Genomic DNA, 12254 nt, shown 5'->3' with positions numbered 1-12254 from the left:
CCCGTCCAGCCTCCGCGTGGCATCATGTCACGCTTGTCCGTTCACGGCGCCACGCCGCGCCGTCCACTCCGATGCCGCTGAATCCGAAGATCGCCCAGGTGCTCGACATGATCGAGCGCGCGAAACGTCCGTCGTATCACCATCAGACGCCGCAGCAGGCGCGCGCCGCGTACGAGAAGAGCGCGCCGATCCTCGACGTCGCGCCGGCGCCGATGCATTCGGTGGAGGAATGCGTGGTGCCGACGCGCGACGGCCGCACGATCGGTGCGCGGCTGTATCTGCCGGTCGCGCCGAGCTTGGCGGAGCCGCTGCCCGCGCTCGTGTACTACCACGGCGGCGGCTTCACGGTCGGTAGCGTCGACACGCACGATGCGCTGTGCCGGATGTTCGCGCACGATGCGCAATGCGCGGTGCTGTCGGTCGGCTACCGGCTCGCGCCCGAACACAAATTTCCGACCGCGGTGAACGACGCGGACGACGCGCTGCAATGGCTGCATCGCGAGGCCGCCGCGTTCGGCATAGACGCCGCGCGGCTGGCGGTCGGCGGCGACAGCGCGGGTGGGACGCTCGCGACGGTCTGCGCGGTGCTCGCGCGCGACGCGGGCATTCGTCTTGCGCTGCAGCTGCTGATCTATCCGGGTGTGACGCGTGACCAGGACACCGAATCGCACGCGCGGCTCGCCAGCGGCCACCTGCTGACGCAGGACACGATCCAGTGGTTCTTCACGCAATACGTGCGCGATCGGGCGGATCGCGACGACTGGCGTTTCGCGCCGCTCGACGGCACGCGCGATGCGCCGTCGTTCGCGGGCGTCGCGCCGGCGTGGATCGCGACGGCCGAATACGATCCGCTGAGCGACGAGGGCGCCGCGTACGCGGACAAGTTGCGCGCGGCCGGCAACGCGGTCACGCTGGTCTGCTATCCGGGGATGATCCACGAATTCTTCAAGATGGGCGGTTACGTGCCGGAGGTGCGCGTCGCGCATGCCGATGCGGTCGCGGCGCTGAAGGCTGCATTCGACGAGATTTGACGGCGAGCGCCGGAAGGCGTGCGCGCCGCGGGAGGATGGCGATGACGAACGGCGTGGGCGGGGTGGAAACGGGCGACTGGGCGGTGCTGGGCGGCGACGCCGCGCGGATTCGCGACGCAGTGTTCGTGCGCGAGCAGCAGATTCCGCCGGAATGGGAGCTCGACGACGACGATCCGCTGTCGCTGCATGCGGTCGCGTACCGGACCGACGCGGCGACCGGGCTGCGCCGCGCGGTTGCGACGGGGCGGCTATTGCCGTCCGGCACGATCGGCCGTGTCGCGGTACTGGCCGACATGCGCGGGCAGGGTGTCGGATCGGCTGTGCTGAATGCGCTGCTGGACGCCGCGCGGCGCCGCGGCGAAGCCGTCGTGCGGCTGTACGCGCAGGATTCGGCGGTGTCGTTCTATCTGCGGCACGGCTTCGCGGCGGTCGGCGAACCGTTCGTCGAAGCCGGCGTGCCGCACGTCGAGATGGCGCGCGCGCCGTAGCGCGCGTTGTGTGCGCTCAGCGCGGCCGCGCCGCGTCGATATCGAACGTAACCGCGCGCTCGAACGCGCCGGGGCGGACGGTGCGGTGCGAGCCGTCGTCGTCGCTGCGCTCCTTGACCTCGACCGTCAGCCGCACGCCTTCCTTCATCGTGACGCGCAGCGCGGTCGTGCCGCGCGTGCCGTATTCGGGCGTCTCGATGAACGCGGCCGACAGCGCGCGCTCGCGCTCGATCGGAATGCCCGTGTGCGGCAGCGCGTCGTCGTCCGCGACGTGCGGGTCGCGCAACAGTGCGATCAGCTCGTCGAGCGACGGGGTCGGGTTGTCGGTGAGCAGCGTGCCGAGTTCCGCGCGCTTGCGCACCACTTTCGGCCAGGGCGTATCGAGCCGCGCATTCGACAGCGCATGCACGCCCGGCGCGATCGCGACGGGCGCGGCGACACGGCTTTCACCTTCGGGCGCGCGGTTGCAGAACCACGCGAGTTCGCGCCGGCGCCAGTCGCCGACGAGCAGGTTGAAGCCGTTGTACACGGCCGCATGCTCGGCAAGCTCCACAAGATAGTCGAGCGGTGCGACGGGCGAGCCGCCGAGAAAGTCGGACACCAGCTTGCCGCGGGTCGGCGCGCCCGCGCGGATGTCGAACGGCGCGCGGTAGTTGGTCAGCGCGGCGAAGCGGCCATCGCGCGACACGCCGAGCCACGTGCCGCCCGCTTCGAGATCGCGGCCGGCCAGTACGCCCGGCACGTCCTCCCACCACGAGAGCGGCGCGCTGGTCCGGCGAAAGAACTCGTCGCGATTGGCGACGAGGGTAAAGACGGGACCGGCGGCGGCATCAGGCTGCCAGTCGAAGGCAATCAGACACATCGGGCGAATCTCTCGCAGGAAACATCGGGCGCCGGCTGCGACTCGCGAGCCGGCGCGCGAACGGGTTGTCAGTGCATCAGGCTTCGGTCGGCCACGCGTACGGCAGCGCGTCGAACGCGAGCGCCGGGCCGTCTGCCGAACCGAGGTGCACCGTGCCGCTGTCGAGCGCGGCGAGCTTGATCTCGACGAGCGCGTCGACGCCGCCCGCCGGCGCGGCCGCCGCGTTGACGATCATCCCGCACGGCTGGCCCGGGTCGTCGCTGTGGAACAGCTCGATGCCGGCATGCACGGTATCGGTCTCGCCGGCGACGTGCGCGAGCGCGGTGCGGCGCTTGATCGTGCCGCGGTACTGGCTGCGCGCCACCACTTCCTGGCCCGGGTAGCACCCTTTCCTGAAGTTAACGGCACCGATCACGTCGAAGTTGACCATTTGCGGCACGAACTGTTCGACGGCCGGTTGCGTGATGCGCGGCTCGCCCGCGCGAACGTCGAGCCAGTCCCATACGGCGGGCGACACGACCGGCAGCGTGCCGGCGAGCGCGGCGAGGCGCGCGTCGACCTCGGCGCGCGGGCCGATCCACAGATAGCGCTTGCGGCCGGCCGCATCGGGCACGCGGATCAGCGCGCCGGCCGGGCCGTCGACCTTCACGTGCACGCCGTCGGGCAGCGCATCGAAGATGCCCGACAGCGCGTCGCGCACGTCGCCCGCGAAGCCGGCCACCGCGAGCGTGTCGCTCGCGTCGGTCAGCTTCGCCTTCGCGCGCAGCACGAACATCGACAGCCGTTTCTGCACGGCCGGCTGCACGTCCTTCGACACGAGCAGGCGCACGTCGTGGCCGGCGCGCCACGTGAGGAACGACGCGAGCAGGCGGCCCTTCGGCGAGCAATACCCGGACAGCCGCGCGCTGCCGGCATCGAGATGCTCGATGTCGTTGGTGAGCTGGCTGTGCAGGAACGTCGCGGCGTCGTCGCCGGCCACGTCGATCACGCCGAACTGCGGCAGCGGCATGCAGGCGCCCGGCGCATCGAAATCGGCGGCAGGCGGGCGGGGGAAAACGGGGAGCGAGGCAGATGCGGCCTGGGCAGCCGGTGAAGCGAACGGTGTGCTCATGGAATGAGGGAACAGTCAACCCTGACTTTGACGGAGGCGAGCAAGTATTATATGGGTCTTACCTGAGTCACGTTTCCATGTCCCTACTGAAGAAATGCGCCGCGACGATCGTGGCGCTGGCCGTCGTTGTGGCCGCTGCCGGCGCGGGCGGCGGGTATTACTGGGCGACCCGGCCGCTGTTGCTGGGCTCGGCATCGCTCGACGTCACGATCAAGCCGCGCAGCAGCGTGAAGAGCGTCGCGCTGCAGCTCAAGCACGGCGGCGTGCCGGTCGAGCCGTTCGCGTTCGTCGCGATGACGCGCGTGCTCGGGCTGTCGAGCCGGCTCAAATCGGGCAACTACGAATTCAAGACCGGCATCACGCCTTACGACGTGCTGCAGAAGATCGCGCGCGGCGACGTGAACGAGTACGTCGCGACGGTCATCGAGGGCTGGACCTTCAAGCGGATGCGCGCGGAGCTCGACGCGAACCCGGATCTGTCGCACGCGACGGCCGGCATGAGCGACGCCGAGCTGCTGCGCGCGATCGGCGCATCGGACGGCGCGGTGCAGCGCGGCAGCGGCGAGGGGCTGTTCTTCCCCGATACCTACCTGTTCGACAAGGGCACGAGCGACCTGAACATCTACCGGCGCGCGTACCACCTGATGCAGACGCGCATCGACGAGGCCTGGGCCGCGCGCACGCCGGGGCTGCCGTACAAGACGCCTTACGAAATGCTGACGATCGCGTCGATCGTCGAGAAGGAGACCGGCCACGCGGCCGATCGCGCGTTCGTCGCGGCCGTGTTCGCGAACCGGCTGCGCATCGGCATGCCGCTGCAGACCGATCCGTCGGTGATCTACGGGCTCGGCGACGCGTACGACGGCCGTCTGCGCAAGCGCGACCTGCAGGCCGACACTCCCTACAATACCTACACCCGACGCGGGCTGCCGCCCACGCCGATCGCGTTGCCGGGTGTCGCCGCGCTGCAGGCGGCGATCAATCCGGCCCCGACGAGCGCGCTCTATTTCGTCGCGAAGGGCGACGGCACGAGCGTGTTCTCGGACACGCTCGGCGACCACAACAAGGCCGTGGATAAATACATACGAGGTCAATAATGGCGAGCGGTAAATTCATCACGTTCGAAGGCATCGACGGCGCGGGGAAGACCACCCACCTGCAATGGTTCTGCGAACGCCTCCAGGGCCGGCTGGCCGCGGCCGGCCGGCAGGTCGTCGTGACCCGCGAGCCGGGCGGCACGCAGCTCGGCGAGAAACTGCGCGAGATCCTGCTGAACCAGCCGATGGATCTCGAGACGGAAGCGCTGCTGATGTTCGCCGCGCGTCGCGAGCACCTCGCGCTCGTGATCGAGCCGGCGCTCGCGCGCGGCGACTGGGTCGTGTCGGATCGCTTCACCGACGCGACGTTCGCGTACCAGGGCGGCGGCCGCGGGCTGCCGCGCGACAAGCTCGAGACGCTCGAGCGCTGGGTGCAGGGCGGCTTCCAGCCCGACCTTACGGTGCTGTTCGACGTCGCGCCGCAGGTCGCGAGCGAGCGTCGCGGCGCCGCGCGCATGCCCGACAAGTTCGAAAGCGAGTCCGACGCGTTCTTTGCCCGCACGCGCGCCGAATACCTGCGGCGCGCGGAAGAGGCGCCGCACCGCTTCGCGATCGTCGACGCGACGCGATCGATTCCCGAGATTCGCCAGCAGCTCGAACGCGTGCTCGCCGCGCTGTAACCCGCAAGGAACGCACCCATGATCTATCCGTGGCAAACCGACGACTGGGACCGCCTGCAGCAACTGCGCGCGCAATGGCCGCATGCGCTGCTGCTGCACGGTCAGGCCGGGATCGGCAAGCTGCAGTTCGCGCAGCATCTCGCGCAGGGCTTCCTGTGCGAATCGCCGCAGCCGAACGGCGAGCCGTGCGGCGCCTGCGCGGCCTGCAACTGGTTCTCGCAGGGCAACCATCCGGACTACCGGATCGTGCTGCCCGAGGCGCTGGCGGGCGAGGCGCCGGGCGCGGCCGACGACGCGAAGCCGGCCGACGCGGACGAAGGCGGCAAGAAGACGCGGGCGCCGAGCAAGGAAATCAAGATCGAGCAGGTGCGCGCGCTGCTCGACTTCTGCGGGGTCGGTTCGCACCGCGGCGGCGCGCGTGTCGTCGTGCTGTATCCGGCCGAGGCGCTCAATGTCGCCGCGTCGAACGCGCTGCTGAAAACGCTGGAGGAGCCGCCGCCGGGCGTCGTGTTCCTGCTCGTGTCGGCGCGCATCGACCGCCTGCTGCCGACCATCATCAGCCGCTGCCGGCAGTGGCCGATGACCGTGCCAGCGCCGGAGGCCGCCGCCGCGTGGCTCGCGGCGCAGGGCGTCGACCACGCCAGCGCGCTGCTCGCCGAGGCCGGCGGCGCGCCGCTCGCCGCGCTGGCGCTCGCGAGCGACGAGAATCGCCCGCTGCGCGATTACACGCTCGGGCAATTGGCCGCCGGTGCGGGCTGCGATCCGTTCGCGTGCGGCGAGGCGCTGCAGAAGCTGCCGGTGCCGCTGGTGCTCGGCTGGCTGCAGCGCTGGCTGTACGATCTGCTCGCGCAGCGGATGGCCGGCGCGCCGCGCTACTTCCCGACGCACGCGGCCGCCCTGGCGCGCTGCGCGGAAGCGGTCGATGCGAACGCATTCGCGCGCTTCATGAAGGCCGTGACGCGGCAGCGCACGGCCGAGAACCATCCGCTCAACGCGCGGCTCGTATTCGAGGAATTGTTTCTCGGATATCGGGAAATGTTTGGTTGATCCGGCATTGTTTCCGTTGCGTTGCGAAACGATGAGCGGATCACGCGGCGGCGCGACCGTGGCCGGCCGGCCCGCCTACGTCGCCCGGTGCCGCATGCCGGCGGGCGCATGAGCGCCCGTCTCACGTATTCAGGAAACACGATGTTCGTCGACTCTCACTGCCACATCAATTTCAAGGGCCTGGCCGACCGCCTGCCGGCCGTTCTCGAGAACATGCGCGAGCACGACGTCACGCACGCGCTGTGCGTGTCGGTCGATCTCGAGACGCTGCCCGACGTGCTCGCGATCGCCGAAGCGCACGACAACGTGTACGCGTCGGTCGGCGTGCATCCCGATCACGAGGACATGCGCGAGCCGACGCTCGCGGAGCTCATCGAGCTGGCCGCGCATCCGAAGGTCGTCGCGATCGGCGAAACCGGCCTCGATTACTATCGTCTCGAAGGCCGCTCGATCGCCGACATGGAATGGCAGCGCGAGCGCTTTCGCACGCACATCCGCGCGGCGACCGCGACGATGAAGCCGCTGATCATCCACACGCGTTCGTCGTCGGAAGACACGCTGCGGATCATGGCCGAGGAGCGCGCGGACGTGCCGGGCGGCGTGATGCACTGCTTCACCGAGCCGTGGCCGGTCGCCGAGCAGGCGCTCGCGCAGAACTTCCACATCTCGCTGTCGGGCATCGTCACATTCAAGAACGCGACCGACGTGCAGGACGTCGCGCGGCGCGTGCCGCTCGACCGGCTGCTGATCGAGACCGACTCGCCGTACCTCGCGCCGGTGCCGTATCGCGGCAAGCCGAATGAACCTGCGTACGTCAGCCATGTCGGACGCTTTATCGCATCCGAGCGCGGGATCGCCGTCGAGGCGCTCGCCGATGCGACGACGCAGAACTTTTTCCGGCTGTTCAAGATCGCCCGCTAACGACGGGCGCGCAGCCGACAACCCAGGGAAGGAGCCCACAACAATGACGAAGCCGACCAACCATCTGCCCAAACGCGCACTCGTTGCCGCCGCATTCGTCGCGAGCGGCCTGTTCGCCGCCGCCGGCGCGCATGCCGAGTCGCTCGACGCGATCGTCAAGGCCGTCAAGTTCGACGACATCGCCGATATCGGCAAGCAGCTCAAGAGCGGCAAGCTCGACCCGAACACGATCGCGCCGAACGGCGACCCGCTCCTCGTGATCGCCGCACGCGAGAAGTCCGACAAGGTCGCGGCGGCGATCGCCACGACGCCGAACGTCGATCTCGAGAAGGAAGACAAGGCCGGCGAAAACGCGCTGATGCTCGCGTCGCTGAACGGCGACCTCAACCTCGTCAAGCTGCTGATCGACAAGGGCGCGGAAGTGAGCAAGAAGGGCTGGGCGCCGCTGCACTACGCGGCGACCAACGGCCAGGATGCGGTCGTCAAGGTGCTGCTCGACCACGACGCGTACATCGACACCGCATCGCCGAACGGCACGACGCCGCTGATGATGGCCGCGCGCGGCAACCATGCGTCGACGGTCACGCTGCTGCTCGACCAGGGCGCCGATCCGCAGGTGAAGAACCAGCTCGGCATCACCGCGCTCGAGTTCGCGAAGCACTACAACGCGCCGGACGCGATCGAGATCCTGAGCAAGCGAACGACGCGTATCGGTGCGGCGACGCCGGCAGATGCTCAAAAGAGTGCAAAATAACGTTTTTTGGTGCGGCGGCGCGTGTCCGCCCGGCCGGCTTTCCGGCCGGAGCAGGGCGTCCGGCGCCGCACCGGCCAAGGCAGCAGGCGGTCTCCGGCCGCATTGACATAAGAAGGAACACCATGTTGCGCGCAATGTTTTGTGCCGCGGCGTTTGCCGTGCCGTTGTCGGCGGCGGCTTTCACGGGCGCGGATCTCGACCGGCTGTGCGCGAAGACGGACGTCAAGTCGCGGGCGTCGTGCGCGGCCTATATCGAAGGCGCCGCCGACGGCGTCTACAACACGATCGATGCGATCGGCGGCACCACGGGGCCGCGCGTCGGCCAGTACTTCTGCCTGCCGCCCGACATCCGGGCGCAACAGATGACGGACGCGGTACGCAAGTACATCGCGGAAAATCCGAAGCTGGCCGACTACAACGCGAGCACCGCGGTGTCGCTCGGTCTCGGCAAGGCGTTTCCCTGCAGGAGCGGCAACTGATCTGACGCCGTGTCCGGGCGCGTGCGTGGCCCGGACGTCGCCGACGCATCCAGGACGAAGCCTGCGCGCTTCATCACTCGAGGGCGCCGATGATTTCAATCGAGGAACTGCAGCGCATCGCCGATGCGCCGTTGCATTCGTGGCTCGGCACGCTGGGCGTGTCGGTCATCGTCATACTGGTCGTCACGGTCGTGCACCGCCTCGGCGCACGCATCGTCAAGCGCATCGCGCAGCCGTATCCGCTGATGAGCGCGATCCTGCGCTACATCGACAAGCCGTCGCTCGTCGTGCTGGCGCTGCTGGCGCTCGAATTCCTGTGGGTCCAGGCGGACGACGGCATATCGTTCGTGCGCGGCATGCGCGCCGCGGCCGCGGTCGGCTCGATCGTATCGCTCACGTGGCTGCTCGTGCGGCTCGCGGCCGGCGTCGGCGACGCGATCATCCAGGCCCATCCGATCGATACGGCCGACAACCTCCAGGCGCGGCGCGTCCATACGCAGGCCAAGGTGCTCGTGCGGACCGTGATGGTGCTGATCGTGATCATCGGCACCGGCGCCGCGCTGATGACGTTCCCCAACGTACGGCAGGTCGGCGCGAGCCTGCTGGCATCGGCCGGTGTGGCCGGGCTGGTCGCCGGTATCGCCGCGCGGCCGGTGCTCGGCAACCTGATCGCCGGGTTGCAGATCGCGCTCACGCAGCCGATCCGGCTCGACGACGTGGTCGTGATCCAGGGCGAGTGGGGGCGCATCGAGGAAATCACCGGCTCGTTCGTGTCGGTGCGGCTGTGGGACCAGCGGCGCCTCGTCGTGCCGCTGCAGTGGATCATCGAGAACCCGTTCACGAACTGGACGCGCAGCAGCGCGGAAATCATCGGCACCGTGTATCTGTCGGTCGACTACCGCACGCCGCTCGCGCCGCTGCGCGAGGAACTCGCGCGGCTCGTCCATGTCGCGCCCGAGTGGGACGGCCGCGTGCAGGTGCTGCAGGTGACCGATGCGACCGAGCGCACGATGCAGTTGCGCGCGCTTGTCAGCGCGGCCGACTCGTCGTCGTGCTGGGATCTGCGCTGCCGCGTGCGCGAAGGGTTGATCGCCTATCTGCAAAACCGCTATCCGCAATGCCTGCCGCGCAGCCGGATGGAGCTGTATCCGCACGAATCGGCGCCCGATGCGCCGAATCCCGAACGGCCGCACGCGCGGTCGCCCGCCGCCAGCACGGCGGCCAACACCGCGGCCGATCCGCAGGCCGTCGACGGCCGCTGAACGCGGCCCGGCGCCTGCTTGCCATTCCCCGTTGCCCAATTCCATGACCGCGCTGAAGACGTTCGCCATCGCCAATTACCGCTCGCTGCGCGAGCTGATCGTGCCGCTCGCGGCGCTCAACGTCGTCACGGGACCGAACGGCAGCGGCAAGTCGAGCGTGTACCGCGCGCTGCGGCTGCTCGCCGATACCGCACAGGGCCGCGTGATCCCGTCGCTCGCGCGCGAAGGCGGCTTGCCGTCGACGCTGTGGGCCGGCCCCGAGCGCTTTTCGCGCGCGATGCTGGCGGGCGACGTGCCGGTGACGGGCACCGTGCGCAATGGCCCGGTAAGCCTGAAGCTCGGCTTCGCGTGCGACGATTTCGGCTATTCGATCGATCTCGGCCTGCCGCTGCCGAGCCGCTCGCAGTTCGCGCTCGATCCGGTGGTCAAGCGCGAATGCATCTGGGGCGGCGCGGTGCCGCGCCCGTCCACGCTGCTGGTCGACCGGCAGGGCGCGCAGATCCGTGCGCGTACCGCATCGGGCGACTGGCGGACGATTCCGCAGCCGGTCGCGAGCTTCGACAGCATGATGACCGAGTTCGCCGATCCGATCGGCGCGCCCGAGATGATCGCGATGCGCGAACGGATCCGCTCGTGGCGCTTCTACGACCATTTCCGGACCGATGCGCAGGCGCCGGCGCGCCAGTCGCACATCGGCACCCATACGCCGGTGCTCGCGGACGACGGGGCGGACCTGGCCGCCGCGCTGCAGACGATTCGCGAAATCGGCGACGCGGCGGCGCTCGACGCGGCGATCGACGACGCGTTTCCCGGCGCGTCGGTCGAGATCGACAATCCGGGCGGCCGCGGCCGCTTCGACGTGCTGATGCGCCAGCCGGGGCTGCTGCGGCCGCTGGCGGCGGCCGAGCTGTCCGACGGCACGCTGCGCTACCTGCTGCTCGCGGCCGCGCTGCTGACGCCGCGGCCGCCTGCGTTGATGGTGCTGAACGAGCCGGAGACGAGCCTGCATCCCGATCTGCTGCCCGCGCTCGGCCGCCTGATCGCGCAGGCGGCCCGGCACTCGCAGGTGCTGGTCGTGTCGCACGCGGCGCGGCTCATCGCGACACTCGAGCGCGAGGCCGGCTGCGAATCGCTGGTGCTCGACAAGCAGCTCGGCGCGACCGCGCTCGTCGATGCCGATTCGCGCGACCTGCCGGCGTGGAAGTGGCCGTCGCGTTGACAGCCCGATCGCGTGCTCGGGGTGGCGATCGGCGCCCGGTGGCGCGGGATCGGCCCGACCGGGGCCCGACGCGGGGCGGCCGGGCCCGCTCGGTCGAATGTATCCGGTCTGTAACAACCCCCAAAAAATGCAAGACCTGCGGTTTCGCTCGTCGGGATCGCGAATAATAATGAGATATCCGGCTGGCCCCACGCCGGCCGGCGCGGCAGGGAGACGGACGGCGCGCGCGAGCGCGGACCGGCCGGCCGTGCCGCAACGGACAGGACACAGGAGACGTGGACCATGAGAATTGCCCAGATCGCCCCGCTGACCGAATCCGTGCCGCCAAAGCTGTACGGCGGCACGGAGCGCGTCGTGTCCTACATCACCGAGGCGCTCGTCGAGCTCGGCCACGACGTGACGCTGTTCGCGAGCGGCGATTCGACGACGCGGGCGAAACTCGAGCCCGTGTGGCCGCGCGCGCTGCGGCTCGATTCATCGATCCGCGACCGCGTCGCGCCGCACATGCTGCTGATGGAGACGGTCGCGCGCCGCGCGAAGGATTTCGACGTGCTCCATTTCCACATGGACTACTACTCGTTCTCGGTCTTCAACCGGCAGGAAACGCCTTACGTGACGACGCTGCACGGCCGGCTCGACCTGCCCGAGCAGCAACCGGTGTTCGACACGTTCAACACGGCGCCGGTGATCTCGATTTCCAATTCGCAGCGCCAGCCGTTGCCGCAGGCGAAATGGCTGACGACCGTCTATCACGGGTTGCCCGATACGCTGTACATGCCGCAGCCGGTCGAGCCGCGCTATCTCGCGTTCCTCGGCCGCATCTCGCCGGAAAAACGCGTCGACACCGCGATCCGCATCGCGCGCCAGTGCGGGCTGCCGATCCGGATCGCCGCGAAGATCGACGCGGCCGACCAGGAATACTTCGACCGCGAGATCAAGCCGCTCTTCGCGTTGCCGCACGTCGAATACATCGGCGAGATCGCCGATCACGAGAAGGCCGAATTCCTGTCGGGCGCGCATGCGCTGCTGTTTCCGATCGACTGGCCTGAGCCGTTCGGCCTGGTGATGATCGAGGCGATGTCGTGCGGCACGCCGGTGATCGCGTTCAACCGCGGCGCGGTGCCCGAAGTGGTGGACGAGGGCGTATCGGGTTTCATCGTCGAGGATGAAATCAGCGCGGTGGCCGCCGTGAACCGGCTGCATCTGCTGCCGCGTGCGCGCGTGCGGCAGCGCTTCGAGGAGCGCTTCACGTCGCGCCGGATGGCGCAGCAGTACGTCGACGTGTACCAGTCGGTGATCCGCGCGCAGAAGCGCTCGCGCTTCAAGGTGATCGATTCGACGACCTGATCGGCCTGAGCAACCT

The 12254-nt window shown here is 69.2% G+C and carries 13 protein-coding genes; 11 read left to right on the top strand and 2 right to left on the bottom strand.

Annotated elements, in window-relative coordinates; translation table 11 throughout:
• The first annotated feature begins 71 nt into the window (after positions 1 to 71).
• Both JYG37_RS11635 and JYG37_RS11630 read left to right on the top strand, forming a co-directional pair.
• Positions 72 to 1031, top strand: coding sequence for an alpha/beta hydrolase (locus JYG37_RS11635; protein ID WP_213345423.1), 960 nt, complete (start codon positions 72 to 74; stop codon positions 1029 to 1031).
• A 41-nt stretch (positions 1032 to 1072) separates the two neighbouring features.
• Entirely contained in the window at positions 1073 to 1519 is a 447-nt protein-coding gene (locus tag JYG37_RS11630; RefSeq protein WP_175975455.1) for a GNAT family N-acetyltransferase, read from the top strand.
• Positions 1520 to 1535: 16 nt separating this feature from the next.
• Here the strand turns inward: JYG37_RS11630 and JYG37_RS11625 are convergent, their stop codons facing one another.
• Together JYG37_RS11625 and ygfZ are read right to left on the bottom strand one after the other, a co-directional pair.
• Positions 1536 to 2381 (bottom strand): NRDE family protein, encoded by an 846-nt coding sequence (locus JYG37_RS11625; RefSeq protein ID WP_213345421.1) that lies wholly within the window; start codon positions 2379 to 2381, stop codon positions 1536 to 1538.
• A gap of 76 nt (positions 2382 to 2457) precedes the next feature.
• Positions 2458 to 3492 carry a CAF17-like 4Fe-4S cluster assembly/insertion protein YgfZ gene (gene ygfZ / locus JYG37_RS11620; RefSeq protein ID WP_213345420.1) on the bottom strand — a complete coding sequence of 345 codons (1035 nt, stop codon included), beginning with the start codon at positions 3490 to 3492 and terminating at the stop codon, positions 2458 to 2460.
• Positions 3493 to 3569: 77 nt separating this feature from the next.
• Between ygfZ and mltG the strand changes: the two genes are divergently transcribed.
• From mltG to JYG37_RS11575, 9 genes are all read left to right on the top strand, one after another.
• Positions 3570 to 4589, top strand: coding sequence for an endolytic transglycosylase MltG (gene mltG / locus JYG37_RS11615; RefSeq protein WP_050013258.1), 1020 nt, complete (start codon positions 3570 to 3572; stop codon positions 4587 to 4589).
• On the top strand, positions 4589 to 5209 hold the full coding sequence (gene tmk / locus JYG37_RS11610) for a dTMP kinase (protein ID WP_050013257.1): 621 nt from the start codon (positions 4589 to 4591) through the stop codon (positions 5207 to 5209). The genes mltG and tmk overlap by 1 nt, the downstream gene beginning before the upstream one ends.
• 18 nt (positions 5210 to 5227) lie before the next feature.
• Complete coding sequence (locus JYG37_RS11605) at positions 5228 to 6256, top strand: DNA polymerase III subunit delta' (protein WP_050013256.1); 1029 nt, start codon at positions 5228 to 5230, stop codon at positions 6254 to 6256.
• Between the two features lie 141 nt (positions 6257 to 6397).
• The gene (locus tag JYG37_RS11600; RefSeq protein ID WP_050013255.1) at positions 6398 to 7177 is read left to right on the top strand and encodes a TatD family hydrolase; all 780 of its coding nucleotides are present in this window, start codon (positions 6398 to 6400) and stop codon (positions 7175 to 7177) included.
• Between the two features lie 43 nt (positions 7178 to 7220).
• A complete protein-coding gene (locus JYG37_RS11595; protein ID WP_124652565.1) occupies positions 7221 to 7931 on the top strand; it encodes an ankyrin repeat domain-containing protein in 711 nt (236 codons plus the stop codon).
• Positions 7932 to 8053: 122 nt separating this feature from the next.
• The gene (locus JYG37_RS11590; RefSeq protein WP_006485939.1) at positions 8054 to 8410 is read left to right on the top strand and encodes a Rap1a/Tai family immunity protein; all 357 of its coding nucleotides are present in this window, start codon (positions 8054 to 8056) and stop codon (positions 8408 to 8410) included.
• An 89-nt stretch (positions 8411 to 8499) separates the two neighbouring features.
• The gene (locus JYG37_RS11585) at positions 8500 to 9672 is read left to right on the top strand and encodes a mechanosensitive ion channel family protein (protein ID WP_213345418.1); all 1173 of its coding nucleotides are present in this window, start codon (positions 8500 to 8502) and stop codon (positions 9670 to 9672) included.
• 43 nt (positions 9673 to 9715) lie between these two features.
• A complete protein-coding gene (locus JYG37_RS11580; RefSeq protein WP_124652561.1) occupies positions 9716 to 10891 on the top strand; it encodes an AAA family ATPase in 1176 nt (391 codons plus the stop codon).
• Positions 10892 to 11173: 282 nt separating this feature from the next.
• Positions 11174 to 12238 carry a glycosyltransferase family 4 protein gene (locus JYG37_RS11575; protein ID WP_050013251.1) on the top strand — a complete coding sequence of 355 codons (1065 nt, stop codon included), beginning with the start codon at positions 11174 to 11176 and terminating at the stop codon, positions 12236 to 12238.
• The last annotated feature ends 16 nt before the right edge of the window (positions 12239 to 12254 follow it).

Origin of the sequence: Burkholderia sp. LAS2 (assembly GCF_018417615.1) — a bacterium.
Taxonomy (GTDB): Bacteria; Pseudomonadota; Gammaproteobacteria; order Burkholderiales; family Burkholderiaceae; genus Burkholderia; species Burkholderia sola.
Note: the sequence above shows the minus strand (reverse complement) of the source record. Positions and strands in the feature narration are given on the sequence as shown.

Excerpts from the sequence above, each read along its gene's own strand:
- JYG37_RS11635 (WP_213345423.1), top strand. The coding sequence starts at position 72 with ATGCCGCTGAATCCGAAGATCGCCCAGGTGCTCGACATGATCGAGCGC.
- JYG37_RS11630 (WP_175975455.1), top strand. The coding sequence starts at position 1,073 with ATGACGAACGGCGTGGGCGGGGTGGAAACGGGCGACTGGGCGGTGCTG.
- JYG37_RS11625 (WP_213345421.1), bottom strand. The coding sequence starts at position 2,381 with ATGTGTCTGATTGCCTTCGACTGGCAGCCTGATGCCGCCGCCGGTCCC.
- ygfZ (WP_213345420.1), bottom strand. The coding sequence starts at position 3,492 with ATGAGCACACCGTTCGCTTCACCGGCTGCCCAGGCCGCATCTGCCTCG.
- mltG (WP_050013258.1), top strand. The coding sequence starts at position 3,570 with ATGTCCCTACTGAAGAAATGCGCCGCGACGATCGTGGCGCTGGCCGTC.
- tmk (WP_050013257.1), top strand. The coding sequence starts at position 4,589 with ATGGCGAGCGGTAAATTCATCACGTTCGAAGGCATCGACGGCGCGGGG.
- JYG37_RS11605 (WP_050013256.1), top strand. The coding sequence starts at position 5,228 with ATGATCTATCCGTGGCAAACCGACGACTGGGACCGCCTGCAGCAACTG.
- JYG37_RS11600 (WP_050013255.1), top strand. The coding sequence starts at position 6,398 with ATGTTCGTCGACTCTCACTGCCACATCAATTTCAAGGGCCTGGCCGAC.
- JYG37_RS11595 (WP_124652565.1), top strand. The coding sequence starts at position 7,221 with ATGACGAAGCCGACCAACCATCTGCCCAAACGCGCACTCGTTGCCGCC.
- JYG37_RS11590 (WP_006485939.1), top strand. The coding sequence starts at position 8,054 with ATGTTGCGCGCAATGTTTTGTGCCGCGGCGTTTGCCGTGCCGTTGTCG.
- JYG37_RS11585 (WP_213345418.1), top strand. The coding sequence starts at position 8,500 with ATGATTTCAATCGAGGAACTGCAGCGCATCGCCGATGCGCCGTTGCAT.
- JYG37_RS11580 (WP_124652561.1), top strand. The coding sequence starts at position 9,716 with ATGACCGCGCTGAAGACGTTCGCCATCGCCAATTACCGCTCGCTGCGC.
- JYG37_RS11575 (WP_050013251.1), top strand. The coding sequence starts at position 11,174 with ATGAGAATTGCCCAGATCGCCCCGCTGACCGAATCCGTGCCGCCAAAG.